This window comes from Synechococcus sp. PCC 7335, assembly GCF_000155595.1.
Lineage (GTDB): Bacteria > Cyanobacteriota > Cyanobacteriia > Phormidesmidales > Phormidesmidaceae > Phormidesmis.
On sequence record NZ_DS989904.1, the window covers coordinates 2,704,378 to 2,720,094 of the forward strand.

Annotated in this window: 12 protein-coding genes; 5 read left to right on the forward strand and 7 right to left on the reverse strand. The window is 49.0% G+C overall.

Features of this window, described 5'->3' with window-relative positions; all coding sequences use genetic code 11:
- Positions 1 to 39: 39 nt before the first annotated feature.
- The 3 genes from S7335_RS11800 to S7335_RS11815 form a co-directional block, all read right to left on the reverse strand.
- Complete coding sequence (locus tag S7335_RS11800) at positions 40 to 867, reverse strand: ABC transporter permease (RefSeq protein ID WP_006454702.1); 828 nt, start codon at positions 865 to 867, stop codon at positions 40 to 42.
- A gap of 162 nt (positions 868 to 1,029) precedes the next feature.
- Positions 1,030 to 2,108, reverse strand: a protein-coding gene (locus S7335_RS29490) for an IS630 family transposase (protein WP_369791677.1) whose coding sequence is annotated in 2 segments (ribosomal slippage) — positions 1,030 to 1,637 and positions 1,637 to 2,108 — 1,080 coding nt in all. Because the reading frame shifts where the segments join, the coding sequence is not laid out codon by codon here.
- 179 nt (positions 2,109 to 2,287) lie between these two features.
- On the reverse strand, positions 2,288 to 3,250 hold the full coding sequence (locus tag S7335_RS11815) for a daunorubicin resistance protein DrrA family ABC transporter ATP-binding protein (protein ID WP_006454645.1): 963 nt from the start codon (positions 3,248 to 3,250) through the stop codon (positions 2,288 to 2,290).
- Between the two features lie 388 nt (positions 3,251 to 3,638).
- Between S7335_RS11815 and S7335_RS11820 the strand changes: the two genes are divergently transcribed.
- Positions 3,639 to 4,874 (forward strand): CD225/dispanin family protein, encoded by a 1,236-nt coding sequence (locus tag S7335_RS11820; RefSeq protein ID WP_006455988.1) that lies wholly within the window; start codon positions 3,639 to 3,641, stop codon positions 4,872 to 4,874.
- Between the two features lie 20 nt (positions 4,875 to 4,894).
- Here S7335_RS11820 and S7335_RS11825 read toward each other — a convergent pair whose 3' ends face one another.
- The 3 genes from S7335_RS11825 to S7335_RS11835 all read right to left on the reverse strand — a co-directional run bounded on the left by S7335_RS11825 (position 4,895) and on the right by S7335_RS11835 (position 9,330).
- On the reverse strand, positions 4,895 to 7,513 hold the full coding sequence (locus S7335_RS11825) for a polynucleotide kinase-phosphatase (protein ID WP_006456504.1): 2,619 nt from the start codon (positions 7,511 to 7,513) through the stop codon (positions 4,895 to 4,897).
- Entirely contained in the window at positions 7,510 to 8,937 is a 1,428-nt protein-coding gene (locus S7335_RS11830; protein ID WP_006454489.1) for a 3' terminal RNA ribose 2'-O-methyltransferase Hen1, read from the reverse strand. Before S7335_RS11830 ends, S7335_RS11825 begins: the two co-directional genes overlap by 4 nt.
- A 201-nt stretch (positions 8,938 to 9,138) precedes the next feature.
- Positions 9,139 to 9,330, reverse strand: coding sequence for a hypothetical protein (locus S7335_RS11835; RefSeq protein WP_006455124.1), 192 nt, complete (start codon positions 9,328 to 9,330; stop codon positions 9,139 to 9,141).
- Between the two features lie 326 nt (positions 9,331 to 9,656).
- Between S7335_RS11835 and S7335_RS11840 the strand changes: the two genes are divergently transcribed.
- The 4 genes from S7335_RS11840 to S7335_RS11855 all read left to right on the forward strand — a co-directional run bounded on the left by S7335_RS11840 (position 9,657) and on the right by S7335_RS11855 (position 15,204).
- Entirely contained in the window at positions 9,657 to 10,256 is a 600-nt protein-coding gene (locus S7335_RS11840) for a DUF2059 domain-containing protein (RefSeq protein WP_038016149.1), read from the forward strand.
- Between the two features lie 79 nt (positions 10,257 to 10,335).
- Positions 10,336 to 11,433, forward strand: a complete 1,098-nt coding sequence (mnmA, locus tag S7335_RS11845) for a tRNA 2-thiouridine(34) synthase MnmA (protein WP_006455202.1) — start codon at positions 10,336 to 10,338, stop codon at positions 11,431 to 11,433.
- A 188-nt stretch (positions 11,434 to 11,621) separates the two neighbouring features.
- Entirely contained in the window at positions 11,622 to 12,779 is a 1,158-nt protein-coding gene (gene sat, locus S7335_RS11850) for a sulfate adenylyltransferase (protein ID WP_050765843.1), read from the forward strand.
- A 64-nt stretch (positions 12,780 to 12,843) separates the two neighbouring features.
- Entirely contained in the window at positions 12,844 to 15,204 is a 2,361-nt protein-coding gene (locus S7335_RS11855) for a caspase family protein (RefSeq protein ID WP_006457254.1), read from the forward strand.
- 32 nt (positions 15,205 to 15,236) lie between these two features.
- Here S7335_RS11855 and S7335_RS11860 read toward each other — a convergent pair whose 3' ends face one another.
- Positions 15,237 to 15,689 carry a hypothetical protein gene (locus tag S7335_RS11860; RefSeq protein WP_227499987.1) on the reverse strand — a complete coding sequence of 151 codons (453 nt, stop codon included), beginning with the start codon at positions 15,687 to 15,689 and terminating at the stop codon, positions 15,237 to 15,239.
- Positions 15,690 to 15,717 lie beyond the last annotated feature (28 nt).

Here is a 15,717-nt window from a genome sequence, read left to right on the forward strand (position 1 = left end):
TACCTGAGAGTATCGGCATTAGATAAGGACAACTGAAGCTTAAGAAAGCCTGTTATAAAGCCGAATAGACCAAGCACCTAAAGCGAGCAATAGACCTAGCAACCAAACCATACTAGCGATGAACAAAAGGAAACTTGTACTCTCTCCACTCGAAAGCGCTCGTAGCGCATCGCCCGTGATGCTAACTGGCTGATAGCGTACAAAAGGCTGAAGCCAGCTAGGAAAGTTTTCAGTAGGGCTAAATCCATTGCTCAAAAGCAGCAAAGGCGTATACGGAATAATAGAAACAGCGTCTACTAGTGTGGGTTCGCGCAGCTTGAGCGCCAAAATACTATAGCCAGTGATGCAGGTGGCAGTGAAGGTAACGATGAGGGTGAAATAGCCAATCCAGGCAAACAGACTGCCGTAAAAGCGAAAACCAAAGCCATAGGCAACTAAGAACAGGATGATCGTCGCGAGAATGGCTCGCACCATGTACGCCATCACCAGACCAGCCACCACCGCAACTCTTGAAATAGGCATTACCCGGCAGCGGTTCATCATACCGGTTTCTATGTCTTTTGCAAGCATGATAGATGATCCTAAGCCAGCAAAGAAAAGGACCTGAATGTTGATAATGGGAACGAGATATTGAATGTAGTCGATGCCTTGGCGAGCCATGAGCTTTTGGCCGATGATCCAGAAGCCTGCTAGAAAGACAGTCGGAAAGATTGCGATCGCCACAATCACGATGGGATTGCGCTTTAGCCGAATCAAATTTCGCCTAGTAATCAACCAGCTATCTGTAATCGCCCTGCGCCATCCGCTCTCGTGCCGCTGAGCAATCATCTGTTGTGCCAGCAGGTCTATATCACTCTCTAGATTCATAAGGCCACGCTCCGCATTAGTAGACTAGACTAACAAGCATCCTCCCACTGTGACTATTTGGTTCGTGGCTATTCGGTGTGGCTAGCTGGTTTGTGGCTATTTGTCCAAGGGCTGTAGGACCTCTATTGTCAGTTATGGATCAGTTATGGATATATAGCCATCCTAGATGATTTGTGAAAACGAGCCGTACATGTGCATCTTGGGAAAGTCGAAGACTTCCAGCGACAAGAATTGCTCGAACAAGAACTTGACGCCTTTGAATGATGGCTTCAGTCCTGCCAATCGTCGCACACTGTTCTTTGCCTGTAGCCAAACATCTTCAATCGGATTCTGAGTCGGGTCGTTGGGCGCAAACTGAATGCAGTGAATCGGCCACTGCGACGCTGGTAGGCCGTCGTTGGTCCGTGCTAGGAAGTCTCGAATCTCATGAGCTCTATGGTAGCTCGCCCCATCCCATAGCAACAGTAGTCTTTGCTGTGGGAACTGCACTTGTAAGTACCGCAAGTAGGCGATGGTGTTAGCCGTGTTGCCAGCGCCGTAAGCCCCAAACAACACGCGCTTGCTCAGCAAGTCGAGCGCACCGTAGTAAGTTTGCCGGTCGCGTTCGTTCACAATCGGCACCTCGACGCGCTGACCTCTAGTACCCCAAACGTAGCCTTCCAGGTCAGCACTCATCAGGTGACATTCATCCATGAACAGCACTCTGAGCTGCCCACGCCCTATCTCGTCTCGGTAGTGCGCCAAGCAGCGCTCGATGTCGGCTTTTTTGCCGCCACCGCCTCAGCATCGCCCTTCGGGTTGACTTTGCTTGTCTTCTTCCAGGTGATACCCGCTGACTCGAACAGGTCGTAGTAGCTCTGTTTCGAGGCATAGACCACATCGTAGTCTTCTGCCAGATGACTCTCTAGCTCGCCGAGCGTCCAGATACGTTTGCTACCTAGCCAAGCCAGCACCGCTGCTTTCTCAGCACCACTTAGAAAGCTCTTCTTGCCCTTGTGCTGGGGAACAAACCCAGCTAGCCCGGACGCTTCGTACAACTGCTTCCATTCGCTGATAGCGCCGAGCGATACATTCAGAACATCGACGACGCCTTGATAGCCGTGCCCTTCGTACAACAGTTTGACCGCCAGCGCCTTCTTCACCTGACGCGCATCTCGTTCCTTACGGATGAACGCTTTGAGCTCGGCTATCTGCTCAACTTTATCAACAGCCGCAGTCTCTCGAACAAACGCCTTATCCATCGCTGTAACCACGCATTAGAGCATTGCTAACCCTATTCTATTTCTCCTTGTTCGGGTTAGTTCGACCGCTAGTGCAGCTTTTCGCTTTTTATACCGGATGGCTATAGACGCATGCAAACGCTAACTTGTCTCCCTAGCTCTAGCGGTATCATGCTGAAGTTTGCCAGGTGAAACATAGATTAGTCTTGAGTAGTGTGGCCCGTTAGCTTGAAAAAGACATCATCTAGGCTAGGACGGCGAAGGGAAATATCGGCGATCGCAATTCCGGCCTCCTCCAATCGCAACACAATCTCGGTCAGTGTGTTAGCCCCTTTGGGAGCAGCGATCGCCAGCGGTCCATTTCCCATCTCGCCAGTAACCATATCTCCAATATCAAAGAGTAACTTCTTCACTTTGGGCACGTCGGCTAGGTTCGCCAGACGCAGCTCGCAAAACTTACCCCCGACCCGGTCTTTCAGCTCGTCAACGGTTCCTTCTGCAATCACTTGCCCATGATCGATCACAACAATTTGATCGGCGAGGGCATCAGCTTCTTCTAGATACTGCGTTGTCAAGATGATCGTGATTCCTTGAGCCTTTAAATCTTTTACTACTGCCCAAAGCTGCTGACGGCTGCGCGGATCAAGTCCGGTTGTCGGTTCATCTAAGAAGAGAACAAGGGGAAGTACAACAATGCTAGCCGCCAAATCTAGGCGTCGTCTCATGCCACCCGAAAAAGTCTTGACTTGCCTGTCGGCAGCTTCTACTAGGTCAAACTGAACCAAAAGTTCTTGGGTACGTCGTTTGGCAGCGCCCGATGAGAGTCTGAGCAGCCGACCGAATAATACTAGGTTTTCTCTAGCAGTTAGGGCCTCATCTACTGCGGCGAACTGCCCGGTTAAGCTTATGAGCGATCGCACCGCTTCCGGTTGTTTCACGACATCGTATCCAGCGATGGTCGCCCGCCCGCCGTCGGGTACTAGCAGCGTAGTCAGACAGTTGATCGCCGTAGTCTTCCCGGCACCATTAGGCCCTAGCACTCCCAACACGGTGCCTCGATAGGCCGATAAATCGATTCCTTGTAAAACCGTCACTTTCCCAAATCGTTTGGTTAGGCCGCTAACTTCTACAATGGGTAATTCAGAGGTTAAACCCACAACCATTCACACAGGGTAAAGTACATAGCAAATCTGGACATAGCAAATCTGGCCAAGCTAAGCATAGCGCGATGTCTCAGGCGATTTCTACGAACTGCATGGATGTCTTTTGCATATTTACACATAGGTTTCTAAACCCACGCACATGTTTCTAAGGAACGATACTTGGAGCACATTCGCTCAATAAAAATACGTAAATTCGGGTGTCTGCTTTGTAGCTTTAAGCTTCGGTCTTAGCGCCGATTGCGTTCTAGGGAAAGGTCGCTAGGCTAGAAATATCAAGTACGATCGGTGACTAATCGATGACTAAATTAATACCTAAAGCAGTGTTATTAGCCATACAACTTTAGATCAGTACCCGGCGTTACCATTCTTAGACACTTAGAGAACTTGCATGGCACTATCACTTAAATCTGTATATCAACAGCAAATGGCAAAGCTGGTATACCGACAAGGGGTAACCCATCTACGGCATCAGTCCTATGGTAAAGCGGTATCGGCATTTACCCTTGCAATAGAGAAGGGATTCGCGCCGAGCATACAAGCTCAGGTGATGAGGGGAATTAGCCAGCTTCAGCAAGGTGAAACTGAAGGTGCGATCGCCGACTTTGAAGCAGTCATCGGTGAAGCACTTAGCTATTCTAAAGTATCGCCTCAGATAGACTTGTCCCCACCTTTAGAAGCTCCGTTAAATATTCCTTTGGCGCAGGCGTATCACTACAGAGGTCAACTGCGACAGCTATCGGACGATACGGCGGGCGCCCTAGCGGACTGGTCGGCGGCAATCGCCTACTGGCCTCGCTACCCAGAACCCTATTACCAAAGAGCGCTAGTTTATCTTGGACAGAAGAAACACGCAGAGGCGCTATCTGATCTAGACAGGGCGATTGCCGCCGACCCAACTTTTGCTAGAGCATACCTTCATAGAGGCAATTTACGTCATCACCTAGGCGATATAGTAGGTGCCACCGCCGACTGGGAACTGGCTATCTGCAACGATTTCACCTTAGAAGAAGCTAAGCAAAAGCTAGTCAATAGTCAGCAGGCTGCTTATGATGGCGAACTGAGCGATTTGCTAGCAGCCTCCTTTGCGCTCAGAAATTTATCTATCAAGGTTCAACACAGTGGCTCTCAGCTCAGCATTCATGTCTACCGAGCTGTTGGCACAGGTATCAACTATTACACGCTGCCCGATCTCATCCGTGAACAGATAGTACCTATGCAGCTTGCGGGAGTTAGCCATTTTCACTTGATTGGCCATGTGGAAGGGGTAAGACGCGCCGAGTGGAACCAAACATACGATCTATATAAGGGTCTACCTTGTCCTCCTAGCAACTGGCAAGCAGCGTTTTCAGCCCTGATGCTATTTCCACCTTTCGGGGTTCCTGCCTTTATTCAAGCTGCCCAGGTAAAAGACCTTTATAGAAAAGGTAAGTACATTGAAGCGCTAAGCGCTTCAAAAGCAGTCAAAGGCCTATGTGTAGCTGGAAGCATCACCTTAGGGTTCTTCACCCTGTTGCCCTTAGGGTATGCTGCCTATGATTCAATGAAAGAAAACCCTACCTTTCAAATTTCAAAGCAGCTAACAGAAAGTAATAAAACGCCTTATCAGGAAATCTTTGAGGACTAACGCGCTAGAGAGCTGATGCGCTAGAGTCTTGGATCGACAGGTTCGCTTTCTAGAGCCAGAATACCAAAGACACACGCGTGAACTTCTCGCAGAGGGGCTCTGCTGATAAACCGTTCCAATGATTCAATCCCGAGTGAAAATTCACGTAGTGCGAGCGATCGCTTGCGGTTTAGTCCTCGATTTTTTAGTCGACTTAGATTTTCTAGCAGAGAATACTCAGGCCCGTAGATAATTCTTAGGTACTCTACCCCGCGGCATTTTACCGCAGGCTGAGTGAATCCTTTTGAGCCGCGATGAACAAAGTCCATGGGCTTGATGACCATCCCTTCACCACCCGCAGCGCTCAGCCTCTCCCACCAGCGAATACCCTCTGTACAGCTAGCATCGCTGTCTAAATCAACTATCTGATGGCGAGTTGACAACAGCAATCCCAAATCAGCTTGGGCAATTCTATCGATCTGTTGCATATGCCACTCGTGAGTTTGATTAGCATATACTTTCCCTTCAGTTGCTAGGATATGAAAAGGCGCTAGCTTGAAATCATCAAGCGTATCTACCGGCCAACAGTAGTGACGGTAAGCCTCTACATATTGTTGCGCTAGCGCTGCTCTCTGGCGATAACGAGAAAGTAGGTCCGATACATCTGTAGACCGTGTGGCTGCTTGCTCCAAGGCGCTGACAGCAGCAGTTAGTCCTTGTTTTGCTGCAGCGCCTACCGAAGCGTATTGTTGCTTTAACAGTCCCTGCGCTTTTGCAGACCAAGGCATCAGCTCACAGTCAAGACAAACCCAATCGGTCGAAAAGGTCTCCCAAAACTTTGCCACATTCAGAGCTTGGTGAATTCTGTTGATTAACCCTGTCTCTATCGCCGAGTCGTCAAAGAACCGCCGTCCGGTGCGGGTGTAACAAATCCCTATGCCTTCATCATCGATTGCAAACCGCCGTTTGACCACAGCCTGATCGCGGCAGACAATCACAACGACTCTAGAGCCCATGTGCTTTTCTTCACACATCACAGTGCCCACGCCCTGCTGGCGATAATAATCAAAGGCTTCGGCGGGATGCTCTAGCAGACCGGGCAGCTTAGAAGTCGCAACAGGAGACATTGTTGGCGGTAAGTAAATTAGCCATTTGGGATTGGCGGCGAATCGACTCATCACTTCTAGCGCCGCGATCGCATTCTCTTCTCGAATCGTAATCTTCTTATATAGCCGAGTTTGGATAACACGCTTGCCCAAGACATCAGCAATATCGAGTACTGTATCATGGGCCTGCTGAGTAGTCAGTCCGCTACCAGCCCTAGCATTTAGTCCAATGTCATTGTCTGCCTTCAGCGCTTCTATTGGCCGGTTGGGTTCGCGATAAACCCTGGCTGCTTCTACGTCGACTAGCTCTTTTTCAGGGTAGCGCAAAGCCGTGAGCCGTAAGCCGTAGACACACCCTGTGTCGATATCGATCGTATTGTTCAGCCACTCGGCAGTAGCAACAGGCGTATGTCCATGAACAACCATGGCGCTGCCCCGATAGTCTGTTGCCCAGTTGCGACGAATCGGCAAACCGAATTCATCTGTTTCGCCGGTAGTCTCTCCGTACAAAGCAAAGCTGCGTACATAGCCAGAACCACGACCCTGCAATTCTTCTCGCAATCCAGCATGAGCAACCACTAATTTCCCATCATCTAAGACATAGTGGCTAATGAGAGACTTGAGGAATGATTGGATTTCCTCAATATCCTGATCGCGTCTTTCTTCTTCTAAAGATTCAATCTCAGATAAAGTCTCCGCTAGTCCGTAAGTTACCTTCACGTTCTTGCCCGCCAGCTTTTGGATCAGCTTGTGCTCATGGTTGCCTAAGATGCACATGCCCGAGCCCACTGCAATCATATTGCGTACTAGCTTCAACGTGTCTAAGATACGCGGCCCGCGGTCAACTAAGTCTCCTAGAAACAAAGCTTTTCTGCCTTCTGGATGGGTATAGGTTGGGAAGTTCCAAAAAGAGTTTGGGTTAGCGCTCACTGCCTGCTCTCGATAGCCTAGTTTCTCAAGTAGCTGTTCGACTTCATCGCAGCAACCATGCACATCGCCAATAATATCGAAGGGCCCATGGTCGTGTTTGCGATTGTTCCAAAGTGGCTGCCTTTCAATCTCAACTGAATTGATCTCCTCTAAAGAATTGAGTTTGTAGACATAGCGAAAACCTTCTTGCTTTAGACCTTTGAGCGATCGCCTTAAAGCCCTTGTGTGGTTGTTGACAACGTGCGAACCGAATTGCCGATCAGGGCGCTTCTGATTACGCTTGTGGCAGATAGTAGCTGGAAGATTGAAGACAATTGCCTCTGAAAAGAAATGATATTCCTTTGCTAGCTTTAGCAAAGAGCGCCGTGCCCCTCTTTGCACGTTAGTTGCATCAATCACCGTTAGCTTACCTGACTTTAGTCGCTTTGCAAGGATGTAGTGAAGGACATCAAAAGCATCTTTTGTTGCAGACTGGTCAGTCTCATCATCAGAAACCACTCCGCGAAAGTGATCAGATGACAAAATCTCTGTCTTGGCAAAATGCTTACGAGCAAAGGTCGATTTGCCCGCCCCCGACGCGCCAATCAAAATAACAAGAGAGAGTTCTGGGATTGTAAGCTTCATCTGCGCGCCTCCTGGCTCTCTTGGCTTTCCTGTCGGGTGAAGATGCCCATTTGACTAGGCGATCCTACCTCTGGAGACTCGAAGCCAATGCTCTGAAATTCCACGTCATAGCCAAATTGTTTACCCACTCGCTCCGCCCAAGCTTGAAACTGCTTTCGTGTCCATTCAAATCGATGATCTTGATGACGAAAATGTCCTTGTTCTAGCGTTGGAAATAGAACATTAAACTCGATGTTAGGCGTGGTAATAACGACCAATGGCGGCTGAGTAAACTGAAAAAGCACTTGTTCAAAGGTCGAAAGCCGACTTAAGTCCATGTGCTCAATCACTTCAATGACCGCCGCCGCGTCATAGCCGATCAGGCGCTCATCTCGATAGGTCAAAGCGCCTTGCATTAGCTGAAGTCTCTCTCTTTGATGTAGAGGAATCTGTTCGATACTTAGCCGCTTTTTTGCGGTTTCTAGCGCCCGAAAAGAAACATCGACGCCCATTATTCGCTCAAAAAATCTGTCTTCCCACAGCACCTTTAGCAGGGCACCTTCACCGCAGCCTAGATCAATCACTCTCTTTGCATTGTGAGATTTTAGAACAGCACCAACCGCCGCCATCCGCTGCTGATTTAGGGTCACAGGTTTCTTCGCCGCTAGCTTTTGCCATTTCTGAGCGGTCAGTTCGGCCTCAGCATCTGGATCTTCGCCTTCCATTAGCTGCGCGATCGCCACTTCTGCTAGCTTACGTATTCTCTTGAGATAGCGCTGAGTGATCTGTTCTTTGTACGGGTGGTTGTTTAGCCAGCCTTCACCGTGGCGCAGTAGCTTATCGACTTCATCGTCCCCAAACCAATAGTGTTTGTCTTCGTCCATCACTGGAATCAGCACGTAGAGGTGGCTGAGCAAATCGGACAAGCGAACTGTGTGGCTAAGCGTGACCGATAGATAGCGGCTATCTCCCCAGTTAGGAAAGTTCTCGTCTAGCGCTAGCGGCTCGGCAGTCAGCTTGTACCCTAGCGGCTCAAAAAGGTCTCTGAAAAAAGTCTCTCCGCCACGACACGGCAGCACTGGCAGCGTGATGGTCAAAGGAATGGGTGTGTCAACTAAATTGGGGCGATCTTTGCAGCGACCAGATAGCGCAGTAGAAAATACCTTCGCGATCGCCACACTCAAAAAAGAGGACGCCACATAGGGTCGATCATTCACGTACTGACCGGTTGCTCCTGCCTGCCAAGTGGTCTTTCCTCTAACTAGCCCGACCGGATCAATGTCTAGCAAAAGCGCTGCCGTACAGCGCTCAGCGCTCACCTCCGGGTAAAAAACATGAACTTTCCCGAATCCTAATGCAAAGGTTTGAACCCGATTGGGATGTTTGTGTAATAAGTAACCTAAGTCGGTAGCCGGTTGATGAGTGGTAGAAAGTGTCAGCAGCATTCAATAGCAAACAGAGATCATGCAAGCTATGTTACTGCACTGCTTCAGCCACCGCAGCTGAATGCTGAACTTCATTATGATGACAAAAAATCACCTGGTTTAGATCCGTACTAAACCAGGTGAGAACCTAGCTGGTCTTGATTTTTATTTACGGCTAAGGTCTGTCTTACAAGACAGACCTTAGATCAAACAGTAAGCATTCTACTTACTAGAATCGTGCTCATCTAGTTGCTCTAAGCGAGTTTTTTGAACGTTGTCAATACTTTTGCTAGAGTCATGAGTATTGAGTTGCTCTAGGCGACGTTTCTGAATGCTATTACCACCTGCCACTTCTTCGAGCTGCTCGTCTGAAATCGCTGAATCAATTTGAGTATCGTTAGCCTTGTTTTCCATGATGTTGTGTACCTTTTGAATTAAAGAGTAGTAAAAGACAGTTCACTCGTAAGGTGTTCTCTCTCTCATGGCTTTACTGTAAGGAACTTAGACAAAGTCAGTCTGAATACAGCATGAGAATTCCCTGGCTGTTTTTTCAGGTTGCTACAGAGATCCTTATAGTAGGCCCTGCCAATTATTTTCTGACATCTTACGTCTTATACTTTTCACACTTTAGTTAAAACACTTTAGTTGAAACACTCGGACTTTCTATTGCGGTGCATATAGATTCAGCTTTGATGTTGCTTTAGTCACTATGTAATAATTAAAAAAATAGAACAATCGTCATGAAATTTTCCCCGCCTCCGACAACAGCAATTTCAGCGGCGCTGTCCTGTTTGCTAGCACCTTTTCTCTCAGCAGCACCTTCAATAGCATCAGAACTTGACACGGGCAGTAGGGCACTAGCAGCCATAGAGCTAGCTCAAACTACAGATATCCTAGAAACCGAAGTTGTCGAAGCAGAAGCATCCTCTGATCAGATCTCGGTAGAAATGGTGACAGCTATTGAGGAACTGCTGGAGATAACTGATACCGGAGCCCTCACTTTTCAGATCGTGGAGACTACGATCGATCAATTTAGACAGCTTATGCCTGATATTCCAGAGGAGTGGTGGGATCGGTTCATCGATAAATTTGACTACGAAGAACTCAATCAGCTAATTGTTCCTATCTATGCGCGGCATTTCACCTTGACCGAGATAAATGCCATCATCGACTTCTACCGCACCCCAGTCGGCCAAGCAGTCATTGAAAAAATGCCGCTGGTTGTGCAAGATAGCTCATTAGTCGGTCAGCGTTGGGGAATGGGCATCGCTCAAGAGATCATCGATGAGCTTGAATCAGAAGGCTATACGCCACCTTCTGAGGCTCCGTTTGTGCTGTAAACACCTACAGGCTGTGAATGTATGGGCCTTGAGTGCTAGCCTATGGGGGTGTTTTACTTCTGCTTTCGTGAGCCGTTCCATGAGCAAAATTGTCGTCGGATTATCTGGCGGGGTAGATAGCTCCGTTGCCGCAGCCACTCTACATAATCAGGGTCATGAGGTCATAGGGCTCACCCTTTGGCTGATGAAAGGCAAAGGTCAATGCTGCTCAGAAGGAATGACTGACGCAGCTAAGCTTTGTGATCACCTTGGTATTGCCTACAACGTAGTTGACTCACGTGAGGTCTTTGAAAAGTACATCGTCAACTACCTAGTAGAAGGCTACTCTCGTGGGGTGACGCCTCTCCCCTGCTCGCAATGTAATAGCACAGTAAAGTTTGGCCCAATGCTGGACTACGCTGTGAACGAAATGGGCGCAGACTATATTGCCACTGGTCACTATGCTCGTATTACCCATAATTTGGAGACTGGCCGATACGAGCTGCGGCGAGCGGTCGATAGGAATAAAGATCAGTCCTATTTTCTCTACGACTTGAGTCAAACACACTTAGCCGCTAGCCAGTTTCCCCTAGGCGATACCACCAAGTCAGAAACTCGTAAAATCGCTGCTAGCCTAGGCCTACACACTGCTGAAAAGCCTGAGAGCCAGGATCTTTGCCTAGTTGAGCAGCATGGCTCTATGAAGACTTTTCTAGATAAGTTTCTAGCTCCGAAGCCAGGAGACATTGTCACCACAAGCGGACAGGTGCTGGGGCAGCATGAAGGAATTCATCATTACACGATTGGTCAGCGTAGGGGACTAGGCATTGCCGCGCCTAATCCCTTATATGTTGTTAGCTTGGACGTAGGCCGCAATCAGGTGGTTGTCGGTGAGCGCGATAGTGTGACCTCCCACGGATGTATAGTTCATCGGGTAAACTGGGTTTCAATCGCACCGCCTACTAGTCCGATTTCTGTAGAGGTACAGATCCGCTATCGATCGCAGGCAGTACAAGCAACCGTTATTCCTACTTGCCGCGTGGACGGAACCGATAGAGTCAGAATAATTTTTGATGAACCTCAGTTTGGAGTTACCCCAGGGCAAGCTGCTGTCTGGTACGACAGTAAGGGACGGGTACTTGGAGGAGGTATTATCGAGCCGACATGCTCTGATGATACAAACTTCGATGCCAGTTGACGATACAGTTGAAAAGTAGCTGTTGCCTGGTAGTTGTTTGGCAGTCGCGATTACTAAACAACTACCGGGTAACTGTAAAGCAATCGCGGCTCTCAACGGCTGTAGAAACATCTTCGAATAGAAATATCTATGGATGGAAGACGTAGACAAAGACGCAGACTTAGAGGAGGAAAGACCCCTTGACTGAAATGAAAGATGGTATTGCACCCCACGGTGGCACGCTAGTAAATCGGTTGGCCAGCGCTGAGCAGAAAGAAAAGTTCTTGAGCAAAGCAGACAGCTTACCTCGAGTGACTTTGGACAAGCGAGCAGCTTCTGATCTAGTCATGATTGCTATTGGTGGATTTAGTCCCATCACTGGCTTTATGTCACAAGCTGACTATGAGCCCGTTGTGACTGATATGCGCTTAGCCAGTGGCCTACCCTGGTCCGTGCCAGTGACGCTCTCTGTTAGTGAAGCGATCGCAAATCCTTTAGAAATCGGTTCGCTAGTTCGCCTAGACGACGAGAATGGCCGCTTTATTGGTGTTCTAGAACTTAGCGAAAAGTACAGCTACGATAAGAAGAAAGAAGCAATTAACGTCTATCGCACTGATGAAGACGCACACCCTGGCGTAAAAGTTGTCTATGACCAAGGTGAAATCAATCTAGCGGGTGACGTGTGGTTACTAGAGCGAGATCCCCATCCGCTTTTCCCTAACTATCAAATCGATCCAGCAGAATCTCGTAAGCAGTTCCGTGAGCGCGGCTGGAAGACAGTTGTAGGCTTCCAAACTCGCAATCCTATCCACAGAGCCCACGAGTATATTCAGAAGTGTGCCCTAGAAACGGTAGACGGCCTGTTTTTGCACCCACTAGTCGGCGCGACGAAAAGCGATGATATCCCCGCAGATGTGCGGATGCGTTGCTATGAGATCATGATGGAGAACTACTTCCCCCAAGATCGCGTCATCCTAGCAATCAACCCCTCGGCAATGCGCTATGCCGGGCCACGCGAAGCGATTTTTCACGCGCTGATCCGTAAGAATTACGGCTGTACTCACTTTATTGTGGGTCGCGACCATGCGGGTGTTGGTGACTACTATGGCACTTATGATGCTCAGGCTATTTTTGATGAGTTTGAGCCTGGTGAACTAGGCATTACACCTATGAAGTTCGAGCATGCTTTCTACTGCACTAGAACGACTACCATGGCCACTACCAAAACTAGCCCAGCGAAGCCAGAAGAGCGAATTCACCTCTCGGGTACCAAAGTGCGAGCAATGCTGCGCGAAGGCAAGCAGCCACCCCCAGAATTCTCTCGCCCTGAAGTTGCCGCAGAGCTAATCAAGGCAATGAAGGCTTAGAGCTGTCCTCAGGCGTCTTTAACGCTTAGAGTAGTTTAGAGAAAAAGACAGCGGGTGAGAGTCTATGGGTGTGCGTACAAATCCAAAGGTGACTAATCGTCAGGGTTTGAGTCGTCGTTCGTTCTTTAGACAAACGGGCGTGGCGCTTGCAGCTCTAGGTCTCACCGAGCTGTTAGGTGAGCTAGCAGTAGAGCTAGCAGTACCAGAAAAAGCAAAAGCATACGGCGAAGCGCTGGGACGATCTGGAGCGCGAAAGCTGGCGCTATTGATTGGAATCAACGACTATCCATCGTCTACGGTACCGTCAGGACAGTCAGACGATGGCAAACTATTTGGTGCCCAGAATGACGTAGCTTTGCAAAGGGAGCTACTGATTCACCGATTCGGCTTTCTACCAGAAGATATCGTATCGCTGACAGACGCGCAGGCAACCCGTGAGGGAATCTATCAAGCTTTTGTAAATCATCTCTATCGTCAAGTTGAGTCTGGCGATGTGGTTGTTGTCCATTTCAGTGGCCATGGTTCACAGGTGCGAATAGAAGATAGAGCGCCAGAGTTATCGACTGGTGAGCTATCGACTAGTGAGACCGTGCTGCAAAGAACGCTAGTGCCGGTAGACGGACTGCTGCCAACCCCAGAGCGTCCAACCTTGAACGATATTTCTGAAGTAGAGTTAAAAACGCTGCTGCGTTTGCTGAAGACGAAGAATGTGACAACTGTGATTGACGCTGGGTTCGTCGATATGAACGTGCCGCTTTCTGGCGGACTGCGATCGCGTACCCGCTCCGAAATTCCAACAGGCCAGAGGCCGGCTTCGTTCCCGCTGCTTGCCGACCAGCGACTGATGAAAGAAAGCGACGATTTCCCAGGCATGTTGATTAGGGGCGGTGCTATTGATGAGGTCGTACTTGAGCGTCGATGGCATGATTTCAATGCAGGTGCGTTTACCTATGTGATGACGCAGTATCTGTGGTCGGCGCCCGCACCCGTGATGACCAAAAGAGTACTTGCTCGCTCACAAGAAACCCTAGTGCGCTGGGGCGGCAGCAATCAACAGCCAATCGCGAGTGGTCCTATTCAAGCAACTCCTATCTACTACACCTCCCTAATCGAGCAGACCCGCGCCAGCGCAGTCGTTACAGAGGTGAGCAGCGATGGTAAAACAGCCACTCTATGGCTAGGTGGACTGCCGCCTAGAGTACTAGAGTATCTAGGTTCAGATTCGGTGATGACCTGTCAAGGGCACCGATTAAAAATGCGATCGCACAACGCACTTTCTGGTAAAGCTCAGCTTACTGAAGATGCAAAAATCGGTGGTGCACTGCAGCCTGGGCAGCTAGCTTTTGAGGCAATCCGGGTACTTCCAAAGGATATCAACCTAGTTGTTGCACTAGATAGCCGCTTAGAGCGAATTGAACGAGTCGATGCGACTAGCGCGCTATCAGCCCTATCCTTTATCAGCTCGACTTCCGCTACCGATCTACCCGCTGACTGTTTACTGGCTAAGCCGATTGCTGACGATAATGAGTCGCTGACGGCAAGCTTATATCCTACCCAGCTAGTTAGACAGCAAGCCCAGCTCGAAATGGCCCAGAGCGACTCAGGTGCTGATATAGAAAGCCCTGTTTTAGACCAGCCGGCTGATATTTCTAATGCGCGAGGGTACGGATTGTTTTCGGTAACGCGATCGCCTATCTCCGGTACGCTCGCTCAACAAGAGGAAGCCATCAAGCCTGCCATCAATCGCCTAGCCCCGAAGTTGCGATCGCTAGCTGCACTCAAGCTATTACGGCTAACAGGGAATAGATCCACATCTAAGTTATCAGTGCGGGTTGTTCTAGAACAGGTTGAGCCAAAGCAAAACAAGCTGCTCGTCGCTCGCCAGACCTTCCAAGCATCTCAGGATAATGACAGCTCGATAGAAGGGTTTATTCCCACTGTTCCCGTTGGCAGCCGCGTTCGCTATCAGCTATTTAATGAAGACAGCGTTCCTCTTTACTACACCCTAATCAATGTCGATCCTAGAGAGCGGCTATCTATTTTTTATCCAGCAGCGAATGAGAGAAATATTGCTGTTGACATTGACGAAGAGAATATCCCAGAAGGCACACTTTCTTCTGTACCGGCAAGCATCGCTCCAGGTAGCTCAGTTTTTATTCCTACAGACAATCTAGATTGGGCAGTCGAAAACCCAGCCGGCCCTGTAGAAACTTATGCTGTATTTAGCGCCCGTCCGCTGACTGAAACAGACAGTCTTTTACGTAGTGCGCTCAATAGCCGAGGGCAGCGAATCAGCCCCCTGCCAAATCCGTTAGAGGTTGTCAAAGCGATGCTTTCTGACTTGAGCACTGGCAGTGAAACAAGTGACTACCTGTTAGATGTTTCTCAGTGGGCAACGCTTAACTTTGCCTACAAATCCGTCTAGCTGGTGTCTAGCTGACTTTGAGTTGGTATGCTTCAATTATTTCTCTTTTGTTCCTCTTTCGTATCCAGCAAGAACCATGTTTCTGGGCCATCAGCCTCAGTCGGGTTTGTCCCTAGATACAGATCAAAAGGGCTTTGAGTCTGAGACTGCTGGGCTATTGGGTGTGTTAGTTTCGCTTCAAAACTGCCGCGAACTCGGTAGACGTCTTGAATACCTCGATGTTTAGCACTCTCAAAGTTGCCTACCTTCTCTCGGCTGCTGACGATGACTTTTTCAAGCTTGAAGTTGGGTTGCAAGCTGTCACTGTCCGCGTCCTCTATCAAGCCTAAATCATTAGCGATCGCCTGCTGAGTCTGACTGAGTTGCTGTGTGATTGCCAGTCGAATAGCTTGGTCAGGTGGCACCTGCGCCAGCGTACTACAGCCTGTCAAATAGCTAGTTGATAGCAGCAAACAGACTAAGCACAGCAACCTTAACGCTCTCATCATCCCTCGTTTTCACAACGTCTACTCA